At 63.3% G+C, this 25,829-nt stretch carries 25 protein-coding genes; 8 read left to right on the plus strand and 17 right to left on the minus strand.

All coding sequences use genetic code 11. The features are described from left to right. The 3 genes from VEZ38_RS07195 to VEZ38_RS07205 form a co-directional block, all read right to left on the minus strand. Positions 1 to 548 (minus strand): SDR family NAD(P)-dependent oxidoreductase (locus tag VEZ38_RS07195; protein WP_324892668.1); only part of this gene is annotated, 548 nt, incomplete at its 3' end. 17 nt (positions 549 to 565) lie between these two features. Then, a complete protein-coding gene (locus tag VEZ38_RS07200; protein WP_324892669.1) occupies positions 566 to 1,768 on the minus strand; it encodes a UxaA family hydrolase in 1,203 nt (400 codons plus the stop codon). Beyond that, on the minus strand, positions 1,765 to 2,091 hold the full coding sequence (locus VEZ38_RS07205; protein WP_324892670.1) for a UxaA family hydrolase: 327 nt from the start codon (positions 2,089 to 2,091) through the stop codon (positions 1,765 to 1,767). The genes VEZ38_RS07200 and VEZ38_RS07205 overlap by 4 nt, the downstream gene beginning before the upstream one ends. A 127-nt stretch (positions 2,092 to 2,218) precedes the next feature. On the opposite strand from VEZ38_RS07205, the gene VEZ38_RS07210 reads away from it, so the two are divergent. After that, positions 2,219 to 3,232 carry a LacI family DNA-binding transcriptional regulator gene (locus VEZ38_RS07210; RefSeq protein WP_324892671.1) on the plus strand — a complete coding sequence of 338 codons (1,014 nt, stop codon included), beginning with the start codon at positions 2,219 to 2,221 and terminating at the stop codon, positions 3,230 to 3,232. On the opposite strand, the gene VEZ38_RS07215 is transcribed toward VEZ38_RS07210, so the two are convergent. Both VEZ38_RS07215 and VEZ38_RS07220 read right to left on the minus strand, forming a co-directional pair. Next, entirely contained in the window at positions 3,221 to 4,147 is a 927-nt protein-coding gene (locus VEZ38_RS07215; protein WP_324892672.1) for an acetylxylan esterase, read from the minus strand. The two genes, VEZ38_RS07210 and VEZ38_RS07215, sit on opposite strands and share 12 nt — an antisense overlap. After that, positions 4,144 to 4,989, minus strand: coding sequence for an amidohydrolase family protein (locus VEZ38_RS07220; RefSeq protein ID WP_324892673.1), 846 nt, complete (start codon positions 4,987 to 4,989; stop codon positions 4,144 to 4,146). The genes VEZ38_RS07215 and VEZ38_RS07220 overlap by 4 nt, the downstream gene beginning before the upstream one ends. 339 nt (positions 4,990 to 5,328) lie before the next feature. On the opposite strand from VEZ38_RS07220, the gene VEZ38_RS07225 reads away from it, so the two are divergent. After that, positions 5,329 to 6,153, plus strand: a complete 825-nt coding sequence (locus VEZ38_RS07225) for a divergent polysaccharide deacetylase family protein (protein ID WP_324892674.1) — start codon at positions 5,329 to 5,331, stop codon at positions 6,151 to 6,153. A 72-nt stretch (positions 6,154 to 6,225) separates the two neighbouring features. On the opposite strand, the gene VEZ38_RS07230 is transcribed toward VEZ38_RS07225, so the two are convergent. The 3 genes from VEZ38_RS07230 to VEZ38_RS07240 all read right to left on the minus strand — a co-directional run bounded on the left by VEZ38_RS07230 (position 6,226) and on the right by VEZ38_RS07240 (position 8,945). After that, positions 6,226 to 7,158 (minus strand): manganese-dependent inorganic pyrophosphatase, encoded by a 933-nt coding sequence (locus VEZ38_RS07230; protein WP_324892675.1) that lies wholly within the window; start codon positions 7,156 to 7,158, stop codon positions 6,226 to 6,228. Positions 7,159 to 7,291: 133 nt separating this feature from the next. Then, positions 7,292 to 8,218 (minus strand): RNA methyltransferase, encoded by a 927-nt coding sequence (locus VEZ38_RS07235; protein WP_324892676.1) that lies wholly within the window; start codon positions 8,216 to 8,218, stop codon positions 7,292 to 7,294. A gap of 31 nt (positions 8,219 to 8,249) precedes the next feature. Next, a complete protein-coding gene (locus VEZ38_RS07240; protein WP_324892677.1) occupies positions 8,250 to 8,945 on the minus strand; it encodes a DUF421 domain-containing protein in 696 nt (231 codons plus the stop codon). Positions 8,946 to 9,251: 306 nt separating this feature from the next. Here VEZ38_RS07240 and VEZ38_RS07245 point away from each other — a divergent pair, with 306 nt between their 5' ends. Beyond that, positions 9,252 to 10,931 (plus strand): ribulokinase, encoded by a 1,680-nt coding sequence (locus VEZ38_RS07245; RefSeq protein WP_324892678.1) that lies wholly within the window; start codon positions 9,252 to 9,254, stop codon positions 10,929 to 10,931. Between the two features lie 103 nt (positions 10,932 to 11,034). Next, positions 11,035 to 12,393 (plus strand): MATE family efflux transporter, encoded by a 1,359-nt coding sequence (locus tag VEZ38_RS07250; protein ID WP_324892679.1) that lies wholly within the window; start codon positions 11,035 to 11,037, stop codon positions 12,391 to 12,393. Here VEZ38_RS07250 and VEZ38_RS07255 read toward each other — a convergent pair. From VEZ38_RS07255 to VEZ38_RS07275, 5 genes are all read right to left on the minus strand, one after another. Beyond that, a complete protein-coding gene (locus tag VEZ38_RS07255) occupies positions 12,390 to 13,172 on the minus strand; it encodes a C40 family peptidase (RefSeq protein ID WP_324892680.1) in 783 nt (260 codons plus the stop codon). The two genes, VEZ38_RS07250 and VEZ38_RS07255, sit on opposite strands and share 4 nt — an antisense overlap. A 117-nt stretch (positions 13,173 to 13,289) precedes the next feature. Then, the gene (spoVB, locus tag VEZ38_RS07260) at positions 13,290 to 14,846 is read right to left on the minus strand and encodes a stage V sporulation protein B (RefSeq protein ID WP_324892681.1); all 1,557 of its coding nucleotides are present in this window, start codon (positions 14,844 to 14,846) and stop codon (positions 13,290 to 13,292) included. A 93-nt stretch (positions 14,847 to 14,939) separates the two neighbouring features. Beyond that, complete coding sequence (locus VEZ38_RS07265; protein ID WP_324892682.1) at positions 14,940 to 15,938, minus strand: ABC transporter permease; 999 nt, start codon at positions 15,936 to 15,938, stop codon at positions 14,940 to 14,942. Beyond that, positions 15,928 to 16,806, minus strand: coding sequence for an ABC transporter ATP-binding protein (locus VEZ38_RS07270; RefSeq protein ID WP_324892683.1), 879 nt, complete (start codon positions 16,804 to 16,806; stop codon positions 15,928 to 15,930). Before VEZ38_RS07270 ends, VEZ38_RS07265 begins: the two co-directional genes overlap by 11 nt. Continuing rightward, complete coding sequence (locus VEZ38_RS07275) at positions 16,793 to 17,167, minus strand: GntR family transcriptional regulator (RefSeq protein ID WP_324892684.1); 375 nt, start codon at positions 17,165 to 17,167, stop codon at positions 16,793 to 16,795. Before VEZ38_RS07275 ends, VEZ38_RS07270 begins: the two co-directional genes overlap by 14 nt. A gap of 132 nt (positions 17,168 to 17,299) precedes the next feature. Here VEZ38_RS07275 and VEZ38_RS07280 point away from each other — a divergent pair, with 132 nt between their 5' ends. The 3 genes from VEZ38_RS07280 to VEZ38_RS07290 all read left to right on the plus strand — a co-directional run bounded on the left by VEZ38_RS07280 (position 17,300) and on the right by VEZ38_RS07290 (position 20,441). Further along, positions 17,300 to 18,436 (plus strand): winged helix-turn-helix domain-containing protein, encoded by a 1,137-nt coding sequence (locus VEZ38_RS07280; protein ID WP_324892685.1) that lies wholly within the window; start codon positions 17,300 to 17,302, stop codon positions 18,434 to 18,436. An 80-nt stretch (positions 18,437 to 18,516) separates the two neighbouring features. Beyond that, entirely contained in the window at positions 18,517 to 19,785 is a 1,269-nt protein-coding gene (locus VEZ38_RS07285) for an MFS transporter (RefSeq protein WP_324892686.1), read from the plus strand. A 101-nt stretch (positions 19,786 to 19,886) separates the two neighbouring features. Continuing rightward, positions 19,887 to 20,441 (plus strand): hypothetical protein, encoded by a 555-nt coding sequence (locus VEZ38_RS07290; protein ID WP_324892687.1) that lies wholly within the window; start codon positions 19,887 to 19,889, stop codon positions 20,439 to 20,441. Between the two features lie 5 nt (positions 20,442 to 20,446). On the opposite strand, the gene VEZ38_RS07295 is transcribed toward VEZ38_RS07290, so the two are convergent. After that, a complete protein-coding gene (locus VEZ38_RS07295; RefSeq protein ID WP_324892688.1) occupies positions 20,447 to 21,292 on the minus strand; it encodes an undecaprenyl-diphosphate phosphatase in 846 nt (281 codons plus the stop codon). A 194-nt stretch (positions 21,293 to 21,486) separates the two neighbouring features. On the opposite strand from VEZ38_RS07295, the gene VEZ38_RS07300 reads away from it, so the two are divergent. Then, positions 21,487 to 22,704, plus strand: a complete 1,218-nt coding sequence (locus VEZ38_RS07300; protein WP_324892689.1) for an MFS transporter — start codon at positions 21,487 to 21,489, stop codon at positions 22,702 to 22,704. A gap of 89 nt (positions 22,705 to 22,793) precedes the next feature. Here VEZ38_RS07300 and VEZ38_RS07305 read toward each other — a convergent pair whose 3' ends face one another. From VEZ38_RS07305 to VEZ38_RS07315, 3 genes are read right to left on the minus strand one after another with little or no spacing between them, the layout of a single operon-like run. Beyond that, positions 22,794 to 23,867, minus strand: coding sequence for a Gfo/Idh/MocA family oxidoreductase (locus VEZ38_RS07305; protein ID WP_324892690.1), 1,074 nt, complete (start codon positions 23,865 to 23,867; stop codon positions 22,794 to 22,796). 19 nt (positions 23,868 to 23,886) lie between these two features. Beyond that, positions 23,887 to 24,624: a ThuA domain-containing protein gene (locus VEZ38_RS07310; protein WP_324892691.1), complete on the minus strand. Its 738-nt coding sequence runs from the start codon at positions 24,622 to 24,624 to the stop codon at positions 23,887 to 23,889. 40 nt (positions 24,625 to 24,664) lie between these two features. Continuing rightward, the gene (locus VEZ38_RS07315; protein WP_324892692.1) at positions 24,665 to 25,825 is read right to left on the minus strand and encodes a Gfo/Idh/MocA family oxidoreductase; all 1,161 of its coding nucleotides are present in this window, start codon (positions 25,823 to 25,825) and stop codon (positions 24,665 to 24,667) included. Positions 25,826 to 25,829: the final 4 nt, after the last annotated feature.

Raw genomic sequence — 25,829 nt, forward strand, 5'->3', positions numbered from 1 at the left:
ATGCCGTATTTGCCGAGCTCGATCGCCATGCCCTTCGTCAGCATATGCGCCGCCGCCTTCGACGACTGGTAATGCGGAATGACCGGGCTCGTCACGACGAGGCTCGCCGTCGACAATACGTTCACGATCTTGCCGTAGCCCTTCTCGATCATCTTGCCCGCAGCCAGCTGGGAGCATAGGAAAATCGACTTTACGTTCGTATTGTACGTCCGGTCCCAGGTTTCCTCCTGGATTTTAAGGAACGATTCGAACGGCGCGATGCCCGCATTGTTGACCAGGATTTCAACGTCCCCGAGCTCCCGCTCCACCTGCTCGAACATCGCGACGACCTGCGCCTTGCTGCCGACGTCCGCCTGCACGACGGTCGCCTTGACGCCGAGCGCCCTCGCCTTCGCCGCCACGTTCTCTGCCAGCGGCTTCGACCGGTCGGAGGCGTAATTCACGGCGACGTGCGCGCCTTCTTCCGCCAGCCGATACACGATCGCTTCCCCGATGCCGCGGCTGCCGCCCGTCACGAGCGCGACGCGGCCTTGCAATCTCTTCGTCATGATATCCCGCTCCCCCTCTATAGACTCGGGCCGATCCGGTTGATGCTGAACTCCTGATGACCGAGAATCTCCGCCTTCGTCAGCTTCCCGTCCGCGACCTCGACGATTTCTCTCCAGATCGCTTCGCCCGCTTCCTCGAGGCTGATCTCTCCGGTCAGCATGCCGGAGACGTCGACGTCCATGTTGTCGCTCATCTTCTCGTACATGCGGCGGTTGCCGGTGATCTTAATGACCGGCACGACCGCCGCGCCGGTCGGCGTTCCGCGCCCCGTCGTAAAGCAGACGATGTGCGCGCCGCCCGCCGCCATGCCGGAGACGCATTCGATGTCGTTGCCCGGTGAATCCATGAAATACAGGCCGCCCTCTGGAATATCCTCGGCATACTCGATGACGCCGCGAATCGGCGCCGTGCCGCATTTGCTGATGCAGCCGAGCGACTTCTCTTCGATCGTCGACAGCCCGCCCGCGATGTTGCCCGGGCTCGGGTTGCCGCCGCGCATGTCGGCGCCCATGCGCTCGACTTCCTTTTCGAACCGGTCCACGATTTCATACAGCTTCGCCTTCGTCTCCGGCGTCGCGCACCGCTCGGCGAGCACATGCTCCGCGCCGATAATTTCCGTCGTCTCGCCGATGACGATACCGCCGCCTTGGGCAATGAGCGCATCCGCCGCCGCGCCGAGCGCCGGGTTCGACGCAAGGCCGCTCGTCGCGTCCGAGCCGCCGCACTTGACGCCCACTTTCAGCTTCGACAGCGGCACCGGCACCTTCGGCTGCGCGTCGAGCTGCGCCTTGAGCTTCTTCGCCAGCTCCGCGCCGTGCTGGATCGCCTTCACCGAGCCGCCGACGGACTGAATATCGAAAAACTCGACCGGCTTGCCCGTCTTCTTGATCTCCTCGGTGAGCGCGACCGGATCGACGACCTCGCAGCCGAGGCTGATGATCAGCACCGCGCCGACGTTCGGGTTTTTGCCCGTGCCGGCGAGCACGTCGAACGTACGCGATTTATCCGCGCCGATCTGGCTACAGCCGTGCTGATGCGGAATGGCCACCGCGTCCGGCACGAGCTGCGCGATACGGCTGCACACCTGGTTCGAGCAGATGACCGTCGGAATGATGAGCAGATGATTGCGGATGCCGATATCTCCGTTCGGTCTCTCATAGCCCATGATCGTCGCGGTCGCGAAATTCGCCCCTGCGTTCGTCTTTGTGCTTGTGCTCATGCGCTCTCCCCCTTGCCCGCTTGATCGCCGCGGCCGCGTATGCCTTCGATATTATGAACGTGCACGTGGCTGCCGACGGGAATCGATGCGGTCGCGCGCCCGATCGTCTCGCCGTATTTCTTGACGTGCGTCCCCTCCGGGATGTCGACGAGCGCCACCTTATGCCCGAACGCCACATCCTCCTTAAGCGTTACCTGTAAGCGCTCTCCGGCGAACGCGAAGCTCAGCGTCTCTCCCGCCTTCGCGTCCCGCAGCATCGTCGCCACATGGTCGTTCGCGTGCATCTTGATCGCGTCCGCCCCGGCCTGGATGTCACCAGCCATCCTGAATCCGCCACCTTTTCCTCAGAAAATGTTACCGATAACCCTAACCTACCAAGGATTCTCCTTGCTGTCAATTCAAATCTTCCTATACAATAAAGACTATGATTCCAAGGACGGGAGGATGCGCGTGGTTACGATCTACGATATTGCGAAGCAGGCGAACGTCTCCGCCATGACCGTCTCGAGAGTTATCAATAACACCGGCCGCATCAGCGCCGCGACGCGCGAGCGCGTGAAAGCCGTCATGGCCGAGCTCAATTACGTGCCCAATTCGATGGCGCGCAGCCTCGTCAAGCAAGAGACGAAGATGCTGTCGCTGCTTATTACGGACATAACGAATCCGTTCTATACGACGCTCGCGCGAGGCGCGGAGGATATGGCCAAGCGGAACGGCTACAAACTGCTCTTCGGCAACAGCGACGAGGATTACGGGAAGGAACGCGATTACGTGGATATGGTGCTGTCGACGCGCGTGGACGGCGTTCTGTTCGCGCCTGCGGGGGACGGCTCCGCGGAGCATCTGCGTCTGTTGCAGCGGCACGGCGTGCCGTTCGTGCTGCTCGACCGGGAGGTGCCGGACGTCGCGGCCGATCAGGTGCTCGGCGACAGCCGGGAGGGCGCAAGACGGCTCGTCGAGCATCTGCTTTCGCTCGGCCATACGCGCATCGCGATGGTCGGCGGGCGGCAGGACGTGTCGACGGCGCGGCTTCGGTACGCCGGGTACGCGGACGCGCTCAAGCTCGGCGACGTACCGTTCGATCCGGCGCTCGTCTTCGAGGTCGGTTATACGTCGTTCGAGGCCGGCGGGCTCGTCGACGCGCTGTTGTCGGCGGAACGGCCGCCGACGGCCGTGTTCGCGGCGAACAACTTTCTGGCGCTGGCCGTCATACGCGCTCTGCGTAATCGGGGCGTACGCGTGCCGGAGGACTTGTCGGTCGTCTGCTTCGACGACTTCGGCGAGGCGATCGTCCTCGATCCGTTCCTGACCGTCGCGCAGCAGCCCGCCTACGAGTTCGGGTCGCTCGGCATGCAGCTGCTCATCGAACGCATCGGAGGCGCGGCCGGCGCCGCGCCTCGGAAAATCGTATTGCCGTCGGAGCTCGTCGTTCGGCAGTCGGCCCGCTCGTTATTAAGCGTATAGCCGGAACCATGCGCTCGCGAGCGGCACGAACACGCTCGTGTACCCGTGCCCTTCGCCGGACAGCATTGTGAGCGAGCGGGTGCCCGGCAGCCGTTCGAAGAGCGCCTGAATCGTCTCCGGGGGGCAGATGTCGTCCGCCTCGCCCGCCGTCAGCAGCACCGGCAGCGTCAGGCGCCGCGCGTGGTTCATCGTGTCGACGAAGCCGAGCCCGCGCCATCCGGCTTCGGGCGACGTCCGTTCGAGCCCGATCGGAGCCCTGCGGTACGCCCCTCGAGCGTCGGCCAACGGGAAATGCGTCAGGAACGGTTCGTCCGCCGCCACGGCGCGCGCGCCGCGATCCCGGTACATCGAGCCGAGCAGGAGCGCCCCGCCCCCGCCTTGGCTCGTACCGAAAAACGAAACGCGGTTCGGCTGCACGCTCGGCTGCTTCATCGCCCACTCGATCGCCGCGACGCAGTTCGCGAGCCAGATGCGGTAGCCGGCTTGCCCGGCGCTTGCGATCGTGTCCGGCAGCACCGGCCAATCGTTCTCCGTGCGCAACCGCGACTGCGGCCCGTCCGGCGTGACGTAGCCGAGCGGATTGATATGCAGCACGTTGTACCCGGCCGCCACGAGCTCCGGATGCGCGCTCATCTCGGCGCCGTAGCCCGGCACGTGGACGAGCAGCGGCGCCGGGCCTGCGTGCGCCGGCTGCCAGTAGGCGTAGAACGGTTCCATCCCCTGCGGCTCGAACCGCACGTAACGGAAGTGTTTTCCGAACTGCGGCGTGCCGAACGTCTCGCGAAACCCCGTCGCTTGAACGACCTCCGCCTTGCACGGCGTCTCGTCGTTCAGCCGGAAGATCGACTCGACCCACGCGTCGACCTCTTCGGCCCCAGGGTAATGCGGGTGCAGCTTTCTGTCGTCCCCCCTCATGCGCCTTTCCCCTCTTCAATACCGTAGAACGCCGCGCAATTGCCGCCGAACAGCTTCGCTCGGTCTTCCTCGCTCCAATACTTTGTCGCCTCGTCGACGAGGTCGAACGTCGTCCCGTAGTCCGCGGCGAGCAGGCACACCGGCCAATCCGAGCCGAACATGACCCTCGACGGCCCGAACGCCTCAAGCGCCGTCTCCAGGTACGGGCGAATGTCTTCGGGCGTCCAAGCGCCGTGGTCCGCCTCCGTGACCATGCCGGAAATTTTGCAATGGACGTTGCCGCACGCAGCCAACTCCCGAATGAGCTTCGTCCACGGCTCGGCGAGCCCGTTTTTGATGTCCGGCTTCGCGATATGATCGACGACGAACGGCTGGTTCGGGAAGCGGCGAGCGAACTCGATCGCGGCCGGCAGCTGCCGGTGATAAATGAGAATGTCGTACGTGAGCCCGTAATCGGCCAGCCGCGAGACACCTCGGCAGAAATCGTCCCTTAACAGGAAGGCGTCGTCCGACTCGCCCTGCACGATATGCCGCACGCCCTTAAACTTCGGATGCCGCGCGTACCGCTCGAGCTGCGCTTCGACGTCCGGCGACCGGAGATCGACCCAGCCGACGACCGCTTTGACGAAATCGTGCTCGTCCGCCAGCTTTAACAGGTAGTCGTTCTCTTCGAGCGACTGCCTCGCCTGCACCGCTACGGCGCCGTCGATGCCCCGGCTCTTCAGCAGCGACGCGAGCTCCTCCGGACCGAAACTGCGGCTGATCGGGCTGTCGGGCCCGCCGGTCCAGCTGTATTCGACCGGATCGTACGTCCAGAAATGTTGATGCGCGTCCAATTTCACGATCGGAAGTCCCTCCTCGTTGGGGTGAGTTATCGGTAACAATACCACCTATTTTAGCATGGAAGCGCTGTCCTGTCTCTTCCATCGCCTCGCTGCCCTCGACGAATTCGGCAGACAAGCACCTCGGACGTTATCCGCGGCCGGAACGGCAGGAACCAAACGAGGGGCGGGCAGTCTGCGAGGCGCCGACCGCGAGCGGCAGCGGCTTGCCCGGAAGAGAAAATTGCGCTTTAAGGATTCCATAGTTATCCTTCCCCCGCCGGACGAAGGCCAGCGTATATTTCTGGCCGGCAACGGACAAGATACGGGGTACTCGATTTCAGAAGGGGCTTGGGAAGGATGGCGTTCTTACTTAATATGCAAAGGATTTCGAAGCTCGCTCTCGCGGGGGCGCTCTGCGTCGGCTTCGCGGCGGCCGCGGCGCCGGCGCGGGCCGCCGCGTTCGCGCCGAGCGAAGCGACGGACGACGCCCCGCGGCGCGTGGCGATCGTCATCGACGATTTCGGCAACGCGATGGACGGCACGAAAGAAATGCTGGAGCTGCCCGTGCCGATTACGGTCGCGGTCATGCCGTTCCTGCCGACGACGAAGCGGGACGCGGAGGCGGCGCACCGGGCCGGGCACGAGGTAATCGTGCATCTGCCGATGGAGCCGGTGCGCGGCAAGCGGAGCTGGCTCGGTCCCGGCGCGATTACGACGGATTTGTCCGACATGGAAATCCGCAACCGCGTCGCCGCCGCGATCGACGACGTGCCGCATGCGCGCGGCGTTAACAACCATATGGGCTCGAAAGCGACGGCCGATGCGCGGGTGATGCGCATCGTCATGGAGGTGTGCCGGGAGCGAGGACTGTATTACCTCGACAGCCGGACAAGTCCGCGAAGCAAGGCGCCGGAGGAGGCTGAGCGGTTCGGGGTGCCGCTTATTAGCAACGACTTGTTCCTGGATGACACGTATACGTCCGCTCACGTATACAAGCAGTTGAGGATGCTGGAGCGGAAGCTCGAACGGCAGTCCGACTCGATCGTTATCGGCCACGTCGGGCCGCCGGGCCGCATTACGTCGGCGGCGCTGCGCGCCGCGATTCCGCGGCTGCAGCGGGACGCGCGATTCGTTCGCGTCTCCGAGCTGCTGCCGCTGCCGGAACCGTTATGGCGCTGGTAACGAGCGTCTGGAACGAACGAGGGCCGAGCGTCGCAAATTGCGACGCTCGGCCCGTTTTCGGCTTACATAAGCTTATTGTTTGTTGAATGTCTCGGTCAGCACCGGGACGATTTGCGACTTGCGGGAGACGACGCCCTTGAGCACCGCCGTGTTGTTCGACAGCGTCACGCCATACGCTTTCTCGACGGCGTCCGCTTTCTTGCCGAGCGCGATGCCGACGGAATCGTTGTTGAGAATGTCCGTCACGACGAACAGGAACAAGTCGAGGCCTTTGTCCGCAATGATTTGGGCGAGGGCCGCTTCGACTTCCGCTTGGCGGGACAGCACGTCGTTCACGTCGACCGCGTTCACCTGCGCGATCTCGACCTTCGAGCCGCCCATCGTGAATTCCTTCGCGTCGAGCGAGATGAGCTGCGCGACCGTCTTGTCGCTTAAGTCGGCGCCCGCCTTCAGCATGTCGAGGCCGTATTTCTCGGCATCTACGCCGGCGATGGCGGCAAGCTCCTTCGCCGCGGCGACGTCTTGTTCCGTGCACGTCGGCGACTTGAACAGCAGCGAGTCGGAGATGATGGCGGAAAGCATGAGGCCGGCGACGTTTTGCGGCACGGATTTGCCGTTTTCCTTATATAACTTCAGAAGAATCGTAGCCGTGCAGCCGACCGGCTCCGCGCGGTAGTACAACGGGCCGCTCGTCTCGAAGTTCGCGATGCGGTGATGGTCGATGACCTCGAGCACCTGCACCTGATCGATGTCCGATACGCTCTGCTGACGCTCGTTGTGGTCAACGAGGATGACGCCCTTGACTTCGTTCGCGACCGTCTCGACGAGACGCGGCGCTTCGAAACCGAACTTGTCGAGCGCGAATTGGGTTTCGCCGCCGACGGCGCCGAGGCGGACGGCTTCGACGTTGTCGCCTAATTGGGTCTTTAGATCGGCATAGGCGATCGCCGAGCAGATCGTGTCCGTGTCTGGGTTTTTGTGTCCGAAAATCAGCTTTTTGTCCATTATGTACTCCTTTGCCCCGAGGGATGTCATTGGGAAAAATTATAGCGGCTTTGTAACGCTCAAGCAACAGTATACAACGAATTCATTATTATTCCTACCTGCTTAATAGGAATTACATAAAATATTCAAAATTTCACCGTACCGCGGCGACGAGACGGCGGAACGCGCCTTTGCGAACCTCGCACCCGTCGTACGCGTCGAACCCGGCGCGCCGCAACGATTCGCTTACGTCCTCGGTCGCCACGACGACCGCGCGGGCGGCGATGCGGCGAACCGCGGCCAACAGCTCGTCTCGCTCGTGCGCCTGCAGCGCGGAGCATAGATTATACGGCAGGTCTACGATCGCCGCGTCGTACGCTCCCGTCAAATCGCGGGCGTCGGCGATGCGAACGACGTTCGGATAGCCATAGAACGTTAAATTTTCCCGGGCGCCTAGGACCGCCAGCGGATTCACGTCGGAACCGACGATATCCAGGCCCATGGACAGCGCTTCGAGCAAGACGGTGCCGATGCCGCAGCACGGATCGATCGCCTTTGTCCCCTGCAGCTTCGGCGCCGCGACATTCACGACGGCCCGCGCGAGCCTCGCCCCGAGCGCGGTGGAATATTGCCTGGGCTTTTCTGCATGCCGCCGCCAGGCGCCGTCGTTTTCCGTCAGCGGCCCGAACGCCCAACGTCCGTCCGGCAGCCGCGCGACGCCGAACCGCTCCGCGGGCGTCCGCATGTCCGCCGTCCCCCGCACCGCGCCGCCGACGATGCGCTCGGCTTCGCGCCGATCCGCATAGGGAATCGTCTCGTCCGTCTTGGCGAAGACGACCTTGAACGACGGAGCGGCGACGCCTGCCCCCCGTGCGAGCTCCGCCAGCTCGGTCGGCGAGGCCGCGAGCAGCCGAACGTCGAGGCGGCTTTTCAGAAACGGGCTGCGTCCCGGCTCCAGTTCCCGGCTTGCGACGAATGCTCCCGTCCCCGCCGGGACGGCGTCGGCGAACAGCGACCGGCGCTCCAGCGCGCATAGCGCTTCCTCGTCCTCATGACATGCATACGTGTAGATGCGCTTCAAGCTTTCTTCCTCTCCCCTCGATCCGCCCCCCTCACTGTAGCACATCCGGGTCCTGCTTCGTATCTATGTATACGACTCCCTGTTCGTCCACTTGCATGAACGCGACGTCCTCCACCCGCCCGACGTTCGCATTACGGAGCTGCGCTTGCATCCAAGCCTCGTCCTTCTTCGCCTCCTCCAGGCTGTTCGGCAACAGCTTTCCGTCGACGATAATCGCTTGCGGACGCCCCCGGCTCGGCTTCGCGACGCCGACGTCCTCCCGCGTCGCGGGCAGCGTCGACGCCTTACGCAGCACGGACAGCGTGCCGTCGACCTCGAAGTACGCGAGCTCCACCTCGTCCAAATAAAACACGCTGTTCTTCCGGAGCAGCTGCAGCAAGCCGTCGACCGTGAGGCGCGATTTCTCCATCCCTTCTTCCAAGATCCGCCCGTTGCGGATCACCATCGTCGGCTCGGAATCGAGCAACTTGCGCCCCAAGAAGCTCTTCAGCGACACGAAATCCGACGCCAGCGCCAACGCGCAAAATACGGACGCGCCGACCAGCATCGCGCCGAACGGCACCGAACGGTTAAACATCATATTCGCGCCGATCGAGCCGATGGCTACGCCGGCGACGAAATCGAAAAACGTCATCTGCGAAATAATTTTCTTGCCCAAGATCCGGGCCCAGACGAGCAGCGCGATAAATACGACCGCCGCCCGTCCCGCGATTTCCCACCAAATCATACGACAACCCCCCGCTCATTCCACGCTTTACCACTTTCTACTTCCCCATTGTGCCCTGGACGAGCCGAATTCAAGCCTCGGTCGCTATTGTCGAAAACGAAGTTGTACATACAAGTGTGACCGATGCTATACTGAGGAGCAGCGAGCGTCCTAGATTTGTTATTGGAGGCCGATTTTGAGCTTCCGAGGTGCGGGGGCTCGTAACGTTCACACGGGAAAATGTAAGCGATTCCGATAGAGATGCCGGCCTCATGGTCGCGCGGACGCTATTATGGCCAAACCCCCATCCGAAGGAGGAACATGAACATGACAGCTCGCAAGACGTATGCGATCGGCGTCGACTACGGCACGGAATCCGGGCGCGCGGTGCTCGTGGATCTCGGCGACGGCACGGAGGTCGCGGACCATGTCACGCCGTACCCGCACGGCGTCATCGACGAGACGCTGCCGGAATCCGGCGTGCGCCTCGGCTACGAATGGGCGCTGCAGCACCCGAACGACTATTTGGACGTATTGAAGCGCTCCGTCCCCGAGGTCATTAAGGCTTCCGGCGTCGACCCGGCCGACGTCATCGGGCTCGGCATCGACTTTACGGCCTGCACGATGCTGCCCGTCGACGCGTCTGGCGTACCGCTCTGCTTTAAGCCGGAGTGGAAAAACAACCCGCACAGCTGGGTGAAGCTGTGGAAGCACCATGCCGCGCAGGACGAGGCGAACAAAATCAATGCGATCGCGAAGGCGCGCGGCGAAGCGTTCCTGCCGCGCTACGGCGGCAAAATTTCGTCCGAATGGATGATCGCCAAAGCTTGGCAAATTCTTGACGAGGCGCCGGACGTATACGAGACGGCCGACCGGTTCATGGAGGCGGCGGACTGGGTCGTGAACCAGATGACCGGCAGCTTCGCGCGCAACAGCTGCACCGCCGGATACAAAGCGATCTGGCATAAGAAGGAAGGGTATCCGAGCAAGGAATTTTTTAAAGCGCTCGATCCGCGGCTCGAGCGCATCGCCGAGACGAAGCTGCGCGGCGACGTCGTGCCGCTCGGCACGAAGGCCGGCGAGCTGACGGAAGCGATGGCCGCCGCGATGGGCCTTCCGCCGGGCATCGCGGTCGCCGTCGGCAACGTGGACGCGCACGCGGCCGTGCCGGGCGTCGGCGTCGTCTCCCCGGGCAAGCTCGTCATGGCGATGGGCACGTCGATCTGCCATCTGCTGCTCGGCGAAGAGGAACGCGAGGTCGAAGGCATGTGCGGCGTCGTCGAAGACGGCATCATCCCGGGTTACCTCGGTTACGAAGCCGGCCAGTCCGCCGTCGGCGACATCTTCGCCTGGTTCGTCGACGAATGCGTGCCTGCTTACGTTCAGGAAGCCGCGAAGGCGGAAGGCGTGAACGTGCACGCCTGGCTCGAGCAGCGGGCAGCCGCTTATAAGCCCGGCGAGATCGGCCTCGTCGCCCTCGACTGGTGGAACGGCAACCGCTCCGTGCTCGTCGATACGGAGCTTAGCGGCTTGTTCCTCGGCCTTACGCTGTCGACGAAGCCGGAAGCGATGTACCGCGCTCTGCTCGAGGCGACCGCATTCGGCACGCGAAAGATCGTCGACGCGTTCCACTCGAACGGCATACCGGTCGAGGAGCTGTACGCCTGCGGCGGCCTGCCGCAGAAGAACCGCCTCTTGATGCAAATTTATGCGGACGTCACGAACCGCGAAATCAAAGTCGCGGATTCGAAACAGACGCCGGCGCTCGGCGCGGCGATGTTCGGCGCCGTCGCGGCCGGCGCGGCGCAAGGCGGCTACGACAACATCGTGGACGCCGCGAAGCGGATGGCCCGCGTGCGCGAGGAGACGTTCAAGCCGATCCCGGATAACGTAGCGGTGTACGAGAAGCTGTACCAAGAATACAACGCGCTGCACGATTATTTCGGCCGCGGCGCCAACGACGTCATGAAACGGCTGAAGGCGATCCGCGACTGGCATGGAAATTGAAATAAACCTGTTGTATGATATAGCTTCAAGCGACGAAAGCCTGGGACGGCGACAGACCCAGGCTTTCGTTATGCTCGTCCTGATCTTACGGAGGAATGCCAAGATGTATCACGCAGTAACCCGCAAGGCGAAAATTCGACTGTTCCTTACGATCATGTGGCCGATCCTCGTTACGCAAGTCGGTTATCATGCCATGAACTTATTCGACACGATCATGTCCGGACGAGCCGGCACCGACGACCTCGCGGGCGTCGCCATCGGGGCCAATCTTTGGATGCCGGCGTTCGTCGCGCTGACGGGGGTGCTGCTGGCCGTCACCCCGATCGTCTCCCAGCTCGTCGGCGCGGGAAGGCCGGAGCGCATCGCGTCTTCCGTCATGCAGGCGGTCTATCTCTCCGCCGCGATCGGAGCGCTCGTCATCGGGCTCGGCGCGGTCGCCGTCGAACCGATCCTGGACGCCATGCGCCTCGACGGGGCGGTGCACGACATCGCGAAGCGGTATTTGGTCGGGCTGTCATGGGGCATTTTGCCGCTCTTCGTCTCCGGCGTCATCCGCAATTACTTCGACGCTCAAGGTTACACGAGGGTGACGATGGCAATCGTCTTGTTCGCCGTGCCTTGCAACATCGCGATAAATTACGTGCTCATCTTCGGCAAGCTCGGCTTTCCCCGCATGGGCGGCGTCGGTGCCGGCTACGCGACGGCGGTCACGTATTGGATCGTGCTGGCGATCAGCCTCTGGTTTTGCTTCCGCCTCGACGCCGTTCGCGGGCAAGGCCTGTTCCGCCGCTGGCCGGCGCCGTCGTTACGCGCCTTCAAGGAGCTGCTGTCCGTCGGCGTGCCTATCGGTCTCTCTATCTTCTTCGAAGCGAGCATCTTCGCGGTCGTGACGCTGCTGATGGGCTCGACCTTCGACACCGCGACGATCGCTTCCCACCAAGCGGCGATCACGTTCGCGGGCATGATGTTCATGTTGCCGCTCAGCATCTCGATGGCGCTGACGATTCTCGTCGGGTTCGAGGTCGGCGCCGGGCGGACGGCGGACGCGAAGCAGTACAGCCGCATCGGCGTAACCGCCGCGATCGGCATTATCGCGGCCGCAGCCGTCGCGCTCTATTTCAACCGCGGCTTCGTAGCCTCCTGGTTTACCTCGTCGCCGGACGTCGCGAGCCTCACGGCGCAATTTCTCGTCTTCGTCATCTTCTTTCAGCTCTCGGACGCCGCTCAGGCGTCGCTGCAGGGCGCGCTTCGCGGTTACAAGGACGTGACCGTGCCGTTCGTGACGGCGCTCGTCGCGTATTGGGGCATCGGCATTCCGACCGGTTATGCGTTGTCCTGGACGACGCTCGGCCCGTTCGGGTATTGGATCGGCATTACGGCGGGGCTGACGGTCGCCGCGGCGGGCTTCGCCGTTCGCCTCCGGCTCGTACAGCGCCGCGCGGCCAGCGCGCTAGGCCGCTAGCGCGGTGCCCCGATGACCGATCCGCCCATCGCGAATCGCTCCTCGAACGCGCTGCCGCGAATCGCGTCGATCCGGACGCCGCCGGACAAAGGCGAGGCGGTATGGATCATGCGCCCGTCGCCGAGGTATAACCCGACATGATTGATCATCCCTTCGCTCGCGGCCGCGGCGGCCTCCGCCCCGGTCGCCGCGAAAAATAGCAAATCCCCCGGCTTTGCGTCGCCCAACCGGTCGAACGTGCGCGGCGAGTGCGCGAGGACGTACTCCGCCTGGGCCCGCGAGTCGCGCGGCAAATCGATGCCGAGCGCCTCGAGATACACCCAATGCACGAAGTCCGAGCTGTCGAACGTCGTGGGCTCTTCCCGGTCCGAGCCGTATTCGTACGGCGCGCCTTCGTATGCCGTCGCCGTCCGCAGCACGCGCTCGATCGCGTCGCCCCCCGCCGCGGAAGCCGCAGCCATCGGCCGACGTCCGCCGAGGACCGGACTGCGGGCGTCGGCCGCATACGGATCGTCGATGCCGGCATCCCCGATTCGCTGCCACCGATCCCCCTCCGCCGCTCGCGCTTCGGCCGCCCCGTCCGCGCCGCTCATGCGCAGCGCTCCGCCTTCGGCCCCTTCGCCGATCCAGCGGTTCGCGCGGCTTTGCAGCAGCGCCCGCTCATCCTTCAAATACTGACTGCCCTCTATCGCCGCATCGTCCCGCACCTCTCCGGCACAGCCCGCGCCCGCGGCGAACGCGATCGCGAACAAGACAGGCATGGCTATCGTTTTCCGCATATAGGAAAAAGCACCCCACTCCAAAGTTCATCTGGTGTAGGATGCCCCTTCTTAAATTGTTTATTTATGGAACCCTCCCAGTCTTCCGTCTCGCAACGTACCGAGAGGATGCGCACATTAGCGCATTCGCGCGCCGATCGCTGCGGCAAGGTGGCGGATATGCCGGAATCGGATCGTATCGCTGAGCGACAACAAGCAGAAGTATAACGCCAAAGCGGCGCTCATCGAGCCGATCGTCGCCCATAACATCGTCGCGCCGGATTCGATCATCCCTTCGTATAGGAGCTGGCCCGCGATCGCCATGGCGATCATGCAGATGCCGACCTTTACGTATTTCCGAATGTCCATGTAAAATCCGATGACGCTCGAGATCGACATGAAGTTCAGGATCGTTAAGACGACCATGCCGAAGCCGAGCCCGTACGCGATGCCGACGATGCCGAATTCGCTGCCGAACACGAACAGCGCCAACGCCTTGAACGCCGTGGCGACGATGTAATTCCACATCGAAGCGTTCGCCCGGCCGAGACCGAGCAGGATCGCGTGCAGCGGCGCGTCGAAATAATGCAGGAAGAATAGCGGCGCCAATATTTTCAGCAGCGGCCCCGCCTCCGGCGCATTGTAAATGAGCGTCGTCAGCGGCGTCGCCCATTCGAACAGCACGACCGTGCTCGGCGCGCCGACGAGCAGGGCGATGCGCATCGCCTGCTCCATCCGCGCGTGCATCAAGAGCCCGTTCTTATTCGCCGCCGCTTCGCTGATCGCCGGAATGAGCGCCGTCGACAGCGAGTGGGTGACGAAGCTCGGCATAAACAGCAGCGGGAAGGCGTAGCCTGCCAACATGCCGAACTGCTTCGTCGCCAGCGCCGTGCCGACCCCGGCCAACGCGAGACTTTTCGTGATCAGCATCGGCTGGAACGCGCCATAGATCGAATGAATCGCGCCGTGACCGGTCGTCGGGAGTCCCATCTGAAGCAGCTCCCCAAGCGTCCGTCGGCCGTGGCGGAGCCGATCGAGATAAGATTCCCGGGCCTCCCCCTTCACGCGGTACGCCCGGTAGCACGCCGAGAGAAACAGCAACTGCGTCGCCTCGCCCGCGACGGCCGCCAGCATCGCGCCGGCCGCGGCGTAGGCGATGCCGTACGGCATTAAAATATGTACGAGAGCCAGGACGCACGCGAGCTGTACCGTATTGTCCAAAATGTCCGAGGCCGCGATCGTCGTCATCCGCTGCTTGCCGCGGAAATAGCCCTTTAATACGGCGGAGACGGCGACGATCGGCGCGATCGGCGTAATCGCCAGCATCGCGTAATACGCACGCGGATCCGTCAGCAACAGCGACGCGATCCATTCCGCCCCGATCAGCGAGAACGCCGTCAGAATGACGCTAAGGGTGCCCGTTACGAGCACCGAGACAAATAAAATTCTTTTGATCTTGGTTTGATCGCCCCGCGCGTCCGCCTCCGCGACGAACTTCGAGATCGCCACCGGAAGCCCGAGCTCCGTGACCGTAATGACGAGCGGCACGAGCGGATGCGCCATCATGAGCAGCCCGATGCCCTCCGCGCCGAGAATGCGGGCCAGAAACATTCCGCTGACGAAGCCGAGAATGCGGTTGACGAAGGCGGCGGCGGATAAGACGAACGTACCGCGTAAGAATGATTGCTGAGCCATGCGCACCTCTCCGTTTCGTGAATACTTCATTGTATTCAAGATTCGGAAAAGCATGCGAACAAGCATAGGCGCGTCCGACGGGACGCAACGGGATTAGATTTTCAGACGCATGCGGGTTAACCGCACAATGAGCCGCCAGCCGATGAGAAGCCCCGCGATCCCGCCGATGTAATACGACACCAAAGGCGTGCCGATGCGAAGCAGCAAAGAACCGATCAAGGCGCACAGGAGGGCGAAGCAGGTTACGAAGCCGACCTGCAGCGTACGCTCCCACACGGGAAACAGCATCAGCTTCCCGTTGTTTTCCGTCCGGTTCCGCTCGTAGGCGGCCGCGCCGAACGCCGTGCCCGCCAGCAGCAGGATCGCCAGCACGCCGTACCGCAGCGGATGGAATTCGTCGAACGGCAAAACCATGTAGGTGATGAAAAACAGAAAGCCTTCCATGTACCAATAATGCTCGAAATGTTGATCCGCGACGCCGTGCATCGCCAGGAACGCATGAAGCAAGAACAGAATGCCGCCGGGCAGCAGCCACATCAGGAGCGATAAGGCCGCTTGGGAGGCGACGCTGCCCGTGATCGAGCCGAGGAACAGCGCCAGCGAGTAGGCGGCGCTCACCGCAAGCGTCGAGTAGACGAACTGCGCGGCGTGATAGCCGAGATCGAAATACGGCGCGATCGGCGAAGCGGCCACAACGATCATGTCGATCCCGGTGCCGAACGCCGTGGCGCCGGCGATGCCCGTTACGCCGACGAGCCACTTGGCGGCAAACAGGCGCCGACGGGAGTAGGGCAGCGAAAACAGCAATTCCTGCGTCCCGTTCCTCCGCTCCCCGCCGAGCTGTATAAGCGCGAGCGCCAACGCCGCCAGCGTGAGAAGCAGCCGGGCGCCCATCTCGAGGGAGCCGTCGTCGTAAGGGCCGTGCAACCATTGCGGCAGGCGGGCCAAATCTCTAAATAGCTCCGCTTCGGGGGCGAAGACCCAGCGGTTCATCCGCTGCAGCCCGAGCGCCAAGAAATGGGCGATCGGCATAAGCCACAAGATCCATCGCGCGCTTTTGTACTCCCGAATCCACAACGCTTTATCGATCATCGGCATACCCTCCGAATTTCCATTCATATACGTCGTCCAGCTTCGCGGGCAGCGGCTCGCGGATGAGCGTCCGGTACGCGTCCAACCTCTCAAGCGCCTCCCCGGCCGGATCGACGAGCACCGTGTATACGCGGCCGACATGCTCCAACACCCGAACGCCGGGCAAGGCGAGCCACTCCTCCGGCGCATCCCCCTCGAACGCGAGCTGCAGCTTGCTCACGGCGCCGTCAAGCGCTTCCTCCGTACCGAACGACTCGATCCGGCCGTTCTTCATCAGCAGCAGCCGATCCGTCATCCGTTCGAGCTCCTCCAGGAGGTGCGAAGAGACGACGAGCGTACGCCCTTCCGACGCCGCGTCCACCAGCATCGACAATACCTGCTTCTTCGCGATCGGATCGACGCCGTTCGTCGGCTCGTCGAGCAGCACGTATGGAGCTCTGGTAGATAAGCCCAGCGCGATGCTGAACAGCATGCGCATGCCTTTGGACAACTGGCGCACGCTTGCGGCGGAGGGAAGATCCAGCCGGCGCAGCGTGGCCTCGAAATAAGTCCGGTCGAACGCGGGATACACCTGGGCGAGCCATCCCGCCGCCTCGGACGGCGTATAGCCGAACCACGCCTCCGGAGAGTCGGGGACGAAGACGAGCTCGCGCTTTGCTTCCTGCACCCGGTGTATCGGCTTCCCGTCGAGCTCGACGACGCCCGCGTCCGGATCGAGGATGCCCGCCATCGTCTTCAGCAGCGTCGTCTTGCCCGCGCCGTTGCGTCCGATCAGGCCGGCGACGATGCCCGGCTCCAGCGTAAAGTCGATGCCGCGCAGCACCGGCCGACCTTCGATCGTCTTCGTAATCGCGTTAACCGTCAACATCGGAGGTCCCCCAATATTCGTCGATTTCTTGCCGTACCCATGCTTCGAAGCCGCTTCGGCTCATGCCTAGATGCTTGGCCTCCACGACGATTCGCTTGAGCGACGAGCGCAGCTCCTCCGCGCGCTCCCGTTCCATGCCGGGCGCCGAAGCCGGCGCCGCCGCGAACGTGCCCTTGCCGCGAACGGTGACGATCACGCCTTGCCGTTCGAGCTCCTGATACGCCTTGGCCACCGTATTCGGGTTGACGAGCAGCGCGGCGGACATCTCGCGAACGGAGGGAATTTTATCGCCCTCCCGGAGGATCCCTTTCGCGATTTGCTCCTTCAGCCGCTGAACGATGCTTTCGTAAATCGGCAGCATAAGGTTGCAGCTCCCTCGACTGTAATGTGTGTACTATATCAGATAATACACGCGTTCCCGGTCGATGTCGAGCTTTTTCCCAAACCCTGCTATACTAACGTCGACGCACCACACGTGTTTGGAGGAACGCCGATGTCCCCGATCGAGCTTGATCGAGACGCGCGTACGGCCCGTTACCGGGACGAGGCCGTCTCGCTGCTGCCTAAGGAATTCCAATTGTTGGACACGTTCCAACGCCACCTCGGCCGTACGCTTTCGCGGGAGCAGCTGCTCGACGCCGTCTGGCCGCTCGAATCGCCGACGGATCGTACGGTGGACGATCATGTCTACCGGCTTCGCAAGAAGCTTTCGGCGTGGAGAGACGCTTACGTCATCCGCACGGTTCGCGGCGCGGGGTACCGCTTGGAGGCGAAGGCCGCGCCCGCGGGCAGACCGCATCCGCTGGCCGCGGACCCGGCGCACGCCGAGCGCATGCGCGGGCTCATCGACGCGAATTTGCTGTACGGGCGAGGCGACGCCTTGCTTGCGCTCGCGAAGCAGTCCGACGTGCTCGGCTTCGAGCTGGACGAACCGATGCGGCTGTTAGTGCCGTTCCTCGAAGGCCGCTTCCGCCCGCTCGTGCACGGAGACGCCCCGTTCGGGACGCGGGTATACTACCTGCTGCACTTATACCACCTAATGAAACCGGAGGCGAGCCGGCCGTTCGTCGAAGCGGCGTTGCGCCGCCGCATGATGCCCGCGATGTTGCACGACGAGGTCGAGCGACACAATATGAGCTTCATGCTGATGGATTGGGGCGACTTCGACGCGGCGGAAGCGATGCTCGAGGCTGCTTGGGCGAACGCGATCGCCGCCCCGGAGCCGAACTTGATGCCGTATCTCGCGAATCAGCGGCTCGAGCTGCCGATGAAGCTTGGCGATTGGACCGGCGCCGGGGAACGCTTAGCCGAGATCGAGCGTCTCATGGAGAAGTACCCGTTCCAACGGGAGGAGGGGCTGTTTCTGGTTTTGCGCGGAGTGCTCCAATACCGAGAACGCCCGAGGGACGGAGCCGCGTCGATCGATCTCGGCATTGCCACGCTGCGGCGCTCCCGGTTCGTCCCGCATCTGCTCGACGGCCTCCAGACCGCCTTGCGGTACGCCGCGCGCGAGGGCTGGCCCGAAGTGACCGATCGGTATGCGACCGAACGGGAGCGGCTGATCGCCGACACCGAAATCGCCGGGCTCCTGCCCTACATCGAGGCGGAGCTTCGCAAACATCTTACTTGATTGATGGACCCTTCTGATCTTTCTCTGACATTCGAGCGGTACGCTGGATGCAGACATCGATTCAGGAGGTTTTTTCGTATATGAACGCATTGTGGGCACCGCTTCGTCTTTCCGGGTTTCGCCGCCTGTTCGCTGGCCAAGCCTTGTCGGACTTCGCCAATTGGTCGGACTTTCTCGCGCTCAGCGCGATCGTCGTGTACGTGTGGGGATACGGCGCCTTCGAGCTGGCGCTTCTCTCGATATGCATCGGGCTGCCTTACGTCGTCGTCGGTCCGCTCGCGGGCCTAAGGATCGGTCGGCTCGACCCGCGCGCCGTTCTCGTCGTATGCGACCTGCTGCGCGGCATCGTCGTCTTCGGCCTCCTCTGGGCGCCCTCGCTCGCCTGGCTGCTGCTGCTCGTATTTCTGAAAATGTGCGCCAGCGCCGTCTTCGACCCCGTCCGCCAGTCCGCCATCAAGCGTTTCGTCCCGCCTTCGGGACTGGCGGAAGCGAGCGCGCTGAGCCACATGACGGTCAACGCGACCAAGATTGTCGCCCCGATGGCCGGCGGCGCCCTGATCGCGCTGCACGGTCCTTTCGCCCCGTTCTGGCTCGGCGCGGCGCTGTACCTGCTCTCCGCGGCGGTCCTCCTCGGATTGCCGCGGAGCGCCCCGGCGGCGCTTGCGGCGCCTTCCGGCGACCCGGACGCGCCGCCCCCCGGGGCGGGGACCTCCCGCTTTATCGAAGAGATGCGCGCGGCGCTGCGTTACGTCCGTTCCCGGCGAACGCTCGGCTTCGGCATCGCGTATACGGGTGCGATGATGTTCCTCTTATTTTTGTACGACGGCCTATTCGTCTTGTTCACGGCGCGTCTCGGCCTCGGCGAAGCGTCGCTCGGCGTCCTGATGAGCGGCATCGGCGGCGGCAGCGTGCTGGGCGCGCTCGCCGCCGGCCGCTGGACGTTCTGGAAAGCCGACCCGCTCCGGCTGATGAGCCGCGTCGGGGTGCTGTCGGGGCTCATGATCGCGCTCGTCGGCGTCGGCGCGTACGGCTTGCTCCCGACCTCTATGTGGTTTTGGGCGCCTTGCTTCGCGGCCATGGGGTTCGTCGGCGCCTTCGGCTCGGTGCCGTTCGGCTACCTGCTTCAGACGGAGACGACGGAGGCGACCGTCGCCCCGGTTTCCGCGTTCGCGAATGCGCTGCAGACCGGCTCGATGCTCGCCGCGCCGATGCTCGGCGCCGCGCTGGCCGCATGGATCGGCGTCGGCGGGGTGTTCCTCGCGGCGGGCGCGGCGATGTCGGCGTTCGCGGCCGCGATCGGCCTGAAGCTCGCGGGAAGGCGCGAGGCCGGGGCCGTCTCCCGGTCTTAAGGCCGGGCGGCGTTCCCGCCGCAATACGGTAGGTCCATGTTTCCCGAACCCTTACAATGGATTTCATAATCGACTGTCGAAGGGTAAGGGATGGGAACGGAATGAAGACGGTTTATGTTGTGTTGACGGATACAGGAACGTTGTTCACGAGATTGATTCGGCTCGTGACGAAGGCCCCGTACAATCACGCGTCGCTCGCGCTCGACGTCGAGCTCGGCGAGCTTTACAGCTTCGGGCGCAAGCATTTGCGGCTGCCATGGAACGCAGGCTTCGTACGAGAGCGCCGGGATGCGGGCATCTACGTCGCGCTGAAGCGCACGACGTGCATCGTATACGAGCTGCGCCTCGACGAGGAACGGTTCGCGCGGATCGCGCGGGAGGTGGAGAGGTTCGAACGAGAGGGGGAGCATTACGCTTATAACTTCATAGGGTTACTGAATTTCGTGTTTCCGACCCGGCTGCGGAAGCGGGATGCGTATTTTTGTTCGGAGTTCGTTGCGACCGTCCTGCGGCGCGGCGGCGTGGAGCTCTTAGGAAAGCCGCCGGCCATGACGGCGCCGCATGACTTCATGAGCGCGCCGTCGCTGCGTCCGGTGTACGAGGGTCCGCTCGCGGCATACCGCATGGAATCCGCCGCGGCGACGCTGACCGCATAACGGTTTTAGAAGAAATAAACCCAGGCGATGACGGCGGCGAGCGCGAGCCTATAGATCGCGAAGGGAACCAGCTTCACGCGATCGATCAACTTCAAGAAGTAGCGGATCGAAATCATCGCGAAGACGAAGGCGCTCACGAAGCCCGCCACGAAAAACGGGATCGCCGCGACAGTAAAATCGTCGAAATTTTTGACGAAGGAAATCAGGCTTGCGCCCGCCATGATCGGCACCGCCATGATGAAGGTGAAATCCGCGGCGGCCTTATGGCTCATGCCTGCGAGCACGCCGGCGGAAATCGTCGCGCCGGAACGGGAGAAGCCGGGCCACAGCGAAAAGCATTGCACGAGTCCGACCGTCAGCGCTTGTTTATAGGTGAGGCGATCGACCGTCTCCGTCGACGGCGTCTTCGGCCGCAGCCGGTCGGCGGCGATCATGAGCAGCGCCCCGAGGACGAGGCCGACGAGAACCGTCTCCGTCGTAAACAGGTGATTATCGATAAAGTCCTCCGTCAATACGCCCAGCACGCCCGCCGGAAGGAGTCCGACGATGACTTGTCCGAGTTTCAGCCGAGGCCCTCCGGCGGCCCGCTCGCCCGCCCCGCCGCCCGCAAGCCGATCCAGCCCGAGCAATTCGACGAAGCGGCGACGGAACATGACGACGACGGCGAGGATCGAGCCGAGCTGAATGACCACCTTGAACGTGTTCGCCACCGGCGGGGTGAGGAACGTTTTCGATTTCAGCCACATGTCGTCTACGATGATCATATGCCCGGTGGACGATACCGGCGCGAACTCGGTCAACCCTTCGACGAGCCCGAGCAGGATCGCTTTCAATACCGTGAAAATATCCATAAGTTCTTTTGCTCCTTTTCGTCTCGGGTCATCGTATGCCCGACCGATTTATGATACCGCTGTCGCGGAAGGGAATGCAAGCTTCGGCGACCGGGTCGTAGACCGCTTCGAAAAAAAAGATTCCCCAACGGACGTTTTTATGGTAGACCAAATAGAGACGCCATGCGCCAAACCGAAATCGGGAGTGTCTTCTAATGCGGTCTTACTGGACGTCGGAACGAATCGTGCATTTGCGGCTGCGCGCGTTCATGTTTTTCATGTTCGGCCCGGTCGCGTTGTTTTTGCCTTATTTGCCTCTGTATTTGCAGCATCACGGCTTTTCCCCCGCAGAGATCGGGTGGCTGCTGACGATCGGCCCGGTCGTCGCGATGCTTTCGAATCCGGTTTGGGGGTACGCGAGCGACCGTCTTCAGAACGTGAAGCTGATTTTGCTGATTTTAATGGCGGGCTCCCTTGCGGCCAGCCAGTTTTTGTTTCATGTCCGCCCGTTCTGGGCGGTGTTCCTCGCCATGATGTTGTTTTATTTCTTTAACACCCCGATCCACCCGATCAATACGTCGCAAGTGTTCCAGACGATCGAAGGCACGCCGCATCGGTTCGGCTCTTTCCGAATTTGGGGCTCGATCGGCTACGCGGTCATCGTGCTCGCCTCCGGGCCGATCATGGAAGCGCTGGGAATCGAAGAGCTCGGCTGGGTGTACGGCGCCGCGATGGTCCTCGCGATCTTGGTCGGCGCGATGCTGCACCGCCCGCCGGCCCCTAGAGGGAAGAAGACGCGCCAGGCTTTCACGTTCCGGGAAGCGATGCGTTCGACGTTGCGCGGGCGATTCGCGCTCTTCCTGGCGGCCAGCCTTCTGATCTTTATTCCGAACGGGGTCACCGCGCTCTACCTGTCGCTGTTTATCGAAGAGCTCGGCGGCACGGCATCCAGCATCGGCTGGTCGATGTTCGTGGCGGCGGTGCTGGAGGTCCCGTTGTTCCTGCTGCTTGACCGGTGGTCGAAGCCGACGCCGCGGTCCATGATGAACCTGCTGCTGTTCGCGACGGTGATGTACGTCGTTCGCTGGGCGCTCATGGGGTTCGCTGCTACGCCGCTGCATATCATTATGCTCCAGAGCATGCACAGCCTGACGTTCGGGTTTTACATCTACACGGCGGCGCAGCTGGTCGAGTATTTGTCGGAGAAGACGTTCCGCGCGAGCGGACAGACGATGTACGCCCTCGTAACGGGCGCGGTCTCGCTCGCGATCGCCGGCTCGGTCGGCGGTTACTTGTACGAGACGATCGGACCGCATGCGCTGTATTTCATTTGCGCCGCGCTGTCGGCCGCCGGCTTCGCGGTCATGGTCGCCCTGCGCGTCTCGTTCGGCTTCGGGCCGGAAGCGTCCGATCAGCGGGCGGAATCCGCGTGAGGCTTCCGCACCTCGACGCGATCGTCGAATGCAATGACGCAAAACAAGCCCCCCGGCAGGCCGGGAGGCTTGTTTTGCGTTCGGTGCGCTTACAGCGGCGCCGGCGCCTCGCAGGCGCTGGTCATCCGGTATACCGAGCCGGAATCGTTGCTGTCGTGGAAGCCGTGCATCGCCTCGAGCACATGGAACGCGAGCGCGTCGTTCGCGCGGTGCGGGCGGCCTTCGCGGATCGCGTTCGCCATGTCGAGCACGCCGACGCCGCGGGAGTTGCCGGCGTACGGCAGCGTCACCTCGATGTCCGTCCACTCGTTCTCGCCGAACCGCTTCAAGCGGACCGGGCCGCCGAACGTATTCGGATCCGGCACCGCCAGCGTCCCTTGCGTGCCGTAAATCTCGATATTGCGCACCGAGCTGCCTGCCGGAATGTCGAACGACGTAATCATCGTCGCGATCGCGCCGGACGCAAAGCGGAGGTTGCCCGTCACGTGCGTCGGCACTTCGACGGGAATGATCTGCCCCTTCTTCGGCTCGCTGAGAATCGTCCGCTCCTTGTGCGTGATGCGCGTCATGCCCGAAATTTCGGCGATCGGTCCGAGCAGCGAGACGAGCGCCGTCAAGTAGTACGGCCCCATGTCGAACATCGGCCCGCCGCCGACCTGGTAATAAAACTCCGGCGACGGATGCCAATGCTCGTGGCCGCGGCTCATCATGAACGCGACCGCCGAGAGCGGCTCGCCGATCGCGCCTTCGTCGATGAGACGGCGGCACGTCTGGATGCCGGCGCCGAGGAACGTGTCCGGCGCGGCGCCGGCGCGAAGCCCCTTCGCGGCGGCGAGCTCCACGATGCGGCGGCCGTCCTCGCGGGACACCGCGAGCGGCTTCTCCACGTAGACGTGCTTGCCGGCTTCGAGCGCCTGCAAACAAACTGCCGCGTGCGCGGCCGGAATCGTCAAGTTGACGACAAGGTCCACGTCCGGATCCGCAAGCAGCTCTTCGACGGAGCAGCCCTTCGCCACGCCGTGCTCCGCCGCCTTCGCCTTCGCCCGCTCGACGTCGAGATCGGCGCAGGCGACGACCTCGACGCCCTCGAACTCGCCCAAATTTTTAAAGTAAATTCCGCTGATATTGCCAGTGCCAATGATCCCTACCCGTATGTTCTTCATGTCTAAATTGTCGGCTCCCCTACAAAATGTTATCGGCCATTCCGGTATACGCGCCTGCGGTCGCCTCAAAAGCCGCCGCACTCGCCTTCGCTTTGCCCTCGGCCGCCCACAAGAAGCCGCGGCGCATAATTTCCGTCACCTGCGGCATCGCGATAATATTCGCTTGATGCCCGAGCGTGCAATAGAACACGCGGCCCGCGCCCCACCGCTTCGTCCAGACGACCGGCATGTCGACCGCGCCGTTCGGAGAGTGCGGCCCCGGCACGTTCGGATTCGGGAACCGCGTCGTCGCCAGCACCTCTACCGCCGGATCGACGTGCATATAGTACTGCTCGCTCTTCACCGCGAAGTCGTCGATGCCCTCCAGCAGCGAGCTCGAGCTGTGCTTCACGTTCACCATGTACTCGACGCCGTCGTTGCCCGGATGCGCGACCCATTGGCCGCCCGTCATGAACTGCCAATCGACGTTCGTCCGGAACGCGTCGCACATGCCGCCGTGCGTCCCTGCGATGCCGACGCCCGCCTGCACGGCCGTCAACACGTTCTTCACGAGCGCGCCGTCGATCTGCCCCATCGTCCAATTCGGCGCGATCAGGTCGAGCCCGAGCAGCTTCTCCGGGTCGGCGAACGCGTCGAGCGTGTCCGACACTTCGACCTCGAATCCTTCCTTTTCCAAAATCCCCTTATACAACCCTGCGACTTCCTCCGGCTGGTGGCCGAGCCACCCGCCCCAGACGATCAACGCTTTTCTGCTCATTGCGTATGGTTCCTCCCTGATTTATATTTCGGGAACTAGGTTACATCTCCGCGATCGCGACCCAACGCCGCTCGTCGATCGAGCGATCCACCGCTTCCAGCACCGCCTGGCACTTCACGCCGTCGTGGAAGTTCGGCACCGGCTGCCGGTTTTCGCGGAACGCTTCCATCAGCTCGTGCACCTCATGGATGAACGTGTGCTCGTAGCCGATCGTGTGGCCCGGCGGCCACCATGCGGACGCATACGCATGCGCCGGGTCGGTCGCCAGCACGCGGCGGAAGCCCTGTACGTCCTCGGCGTCGTCGGTAAAGTACACCTGCAGCTCGTTCATCCGCTCGAAGTCGAACTTGACGCTGCCCTTGCTGCCGTTGATTTCGAACGAATTCGTGCACCGGTGTCCGGCCGCGAAGCGCGTCGCCTCGAAGCTGCCGAGCGCGCCGCCGGCGAACCGCGCCAGAAACAGCGTCGCGTCGTCGACCGTCACCTGACCCATCGGCGCGTCCTTGCTGCCCTTCGCGCTCAGGCCCGTCATCGAGGACGGCATCGGCCGCTCTTTAATGAACGTCTCGCTCATGCCGACGACCTCCTGCATATCGCCGACGAGGAAATGCGCGAGGTCGATCAGATGCGCGCCGAGGTCGCCGTGCGAGCCGGAGCCCGCCACTTCCTTCTGCAGCCGCCACACGAGCGGAAATTCCGGATCGATAATCCAATCCTGAAGAAACCAAGCTCGGAAGTGAAAGATGCGCCCGAGCCGCCCGGAGTCGACCAGCTTCTTCGCCAGCTGAACCGCGGGAGCGAACCGGTAATTAAAGCCGACCATATGCTTCACGCCGGCGCTTTCCGCCGCCTGCAGCATCTCCCGGGAATCGGCGAGCGTGAGCGCAAGCGGCTTCTCGCAAAACAGATGCTTCCCGGCGGCCGCCGCCGCGAGCGCGATATCCTTATGCGCGTCGCTCGGCGCGTTGATGTCGACGAGATCGATGTCGTCCCGCTTCACGAGCTCCCGCCAGTCCGTAACATAGCTTTCCCAGCCGAACTGCTTCGCCGCCGCACGAACGCCCGCCTCGTCGCGTCCGCATACCGCCGCCATGACCGGCTTCGCGGTATCCGGGAAAAACATGGGCAAATCCCGATACGCATGGCTGTGCGCCTTCCCCATAAACTTATACCCGATCATCCCTACGCGAATATCGCTCACTACC

Source organism: Paenibacillus sp., assembly GCF_035645235.1.
Classification (GTDB): domain Bacteria; phylum Bacillota; class Bacilli; order Paenibacillales; family YIM-B00363; genus Paenibacillus_AE.

What these genes read in the sequence shown, in the direction of transcription:
- VEZ38_RS07200 (WP_324892669.1), bottom strand. Translation starts at nt 1,768, where the DNA reads ATGAGCACAAGCACAAAGACGAACGCAGGGGCGAATTTCGCGACCGCG.
- VEZ38_RS07205 (WP_324892670.1), bottom strand. Translation starts at nt 2,091, where the DNA reads ATGGCTGGTGACATCCAGGCCGGGGCGGACGCGATCAAGATGCACGCG.
- VEZ38_RS07215 (WP_324892672.1), bottom strand. Translation starts at nt 4,147, where the DNA reads ATGAGGGGGGACGACAGAAAGCTGCACCCGCATTACCCTGGGGCCGAA.
- VEZ38_RS07225 (WP_324892674.1), top strand. Translation starts at nt 5,329, where the DNA reads ATGGCGTTCTTACTTAATATGCAAAGGATTTCGAAGCTCGCTCTCGCG.
- VEZ38_RS07230 (WP_324892675.1), bottom strand. Translation starts at nt 7,158, where the DNA reads ATGGACAAAAAGCTGATTTTCGGACACAAAAACCCAGACACGGACACG.
- VEZ38_RS07240 (WP_324892677.1), bottom strand. Translation starts at nt 8,945, where the DNA reads ATGATTTGGTGGGAAATCGCGGGACGGGCGGCGGTCGTATTTATCGCG.
- VEZ38_RS07245 (WP_324892678.1), top strand. Translation starts at nt 9,252, where the DNA reads ATGACAGCTCGCAAGACGTATGCGATCGGCGTCGACTACGGCACGGAA.
- VEZ38_RS07250 (WP_324892679.1), top strand. Translation starts at nt 11,035, where the DNA reads ATGTATCACGCAGTAACCCGCAAGGCGAAAATTCGACTGTTCCTTACG.
- VEZ38_RS07255 (WP_324892680.1), bottom strand. Translation starts at nt 13,172, where the DNA reads ATGCGGAAAACGATAGCCATGCCTGTCTTGTTCGCGATCGCGTTCGCC.
- spoVB (WP_324892681.1), bottom strand. Translation starts at nt 14,846, where the DNA reads ATGGCTCAGCAATCATTCTTACGCGGTACGTTCGTCTTATCCGCCGCC.
- VEZ38_RS07265 (WP_324892682.1), bottom strand. Translation starts at nt 15,938, where the DNA reads ATGATCGATAAAGCGTTGTGGATTCGGGAGTACAAAAGCGCGCGATGG.
- VEZ38_RS07270 (WP_324892683.1), bottom strand. Translation starts at nt 16,806, where the DNA reads ATGTTGACGGTTAACGCGATTACGAAGACGATCGAAGGTCGGCCGGTG.
- VEZ38_RS07275 (WP_324892684.1), bottom strand. Translation starts at nt 17,167, where the DNA reads ATGCTGCCGATTTACGAAAGCATCGTTCAGCGGCTGAAGGAGCAAATC.
- VEZ38_RS07280 (WP_324892685.1), top strand. Translation starts at nt 17,300, where the DNA reads ATGTCCCCGATCGAGCTTGATCGAGACGCGCGTACGGCCCGTTACCGG.
- VEZ38_RS07285 (WP_324892686.1), top strand. Translation starts at nt 18,517, where the DNA reads ATGAACGCATTGTGGGCACCGCTTCGTCTTTCCGGGTTTCGCCGCCTG.
- VEZ38_RS07290 (WP_324892687.1), top strand. Translation starts at nt 19,887, where the DNA reads ATGAAGACGGTTTATGTTGTGTTGACGGATACAGGAACGTTGTTCACG.
- VEZ38_RS07295 (WP_324892688.1), bottom strand. Translation starts at nt 21,292, where the DNA reads ATGGATATTTTCACGGTATTGAAAGCGATCCTGCTCGGGCTCGTCGAA.
- VEZ38_RS07300 (WP_324892689.1), top strand. Translation starts at nt 21,487, where the DNA reads ATGCGGTCTTACTGGACGTCGGAACGAATCGTGCATTTGCGGCTGCGC.
- VEZ38_RS07305 (WP_324892690.1), bottom strand. Translation starts at nt 23,867, where the DNA reads ATGAAGAACATACGGGTAGGGATCATTGGCACTGGCAATATCAGCGGA.
- VEZ38_RS07310 (WP_324892691.1), bottom strand. Translation starts at nt 24,624, where the DNA reads ATGAGCAGAAAAGCGTTGATCGTCTGGGGCGGGTGGCTCGGCCACCAG.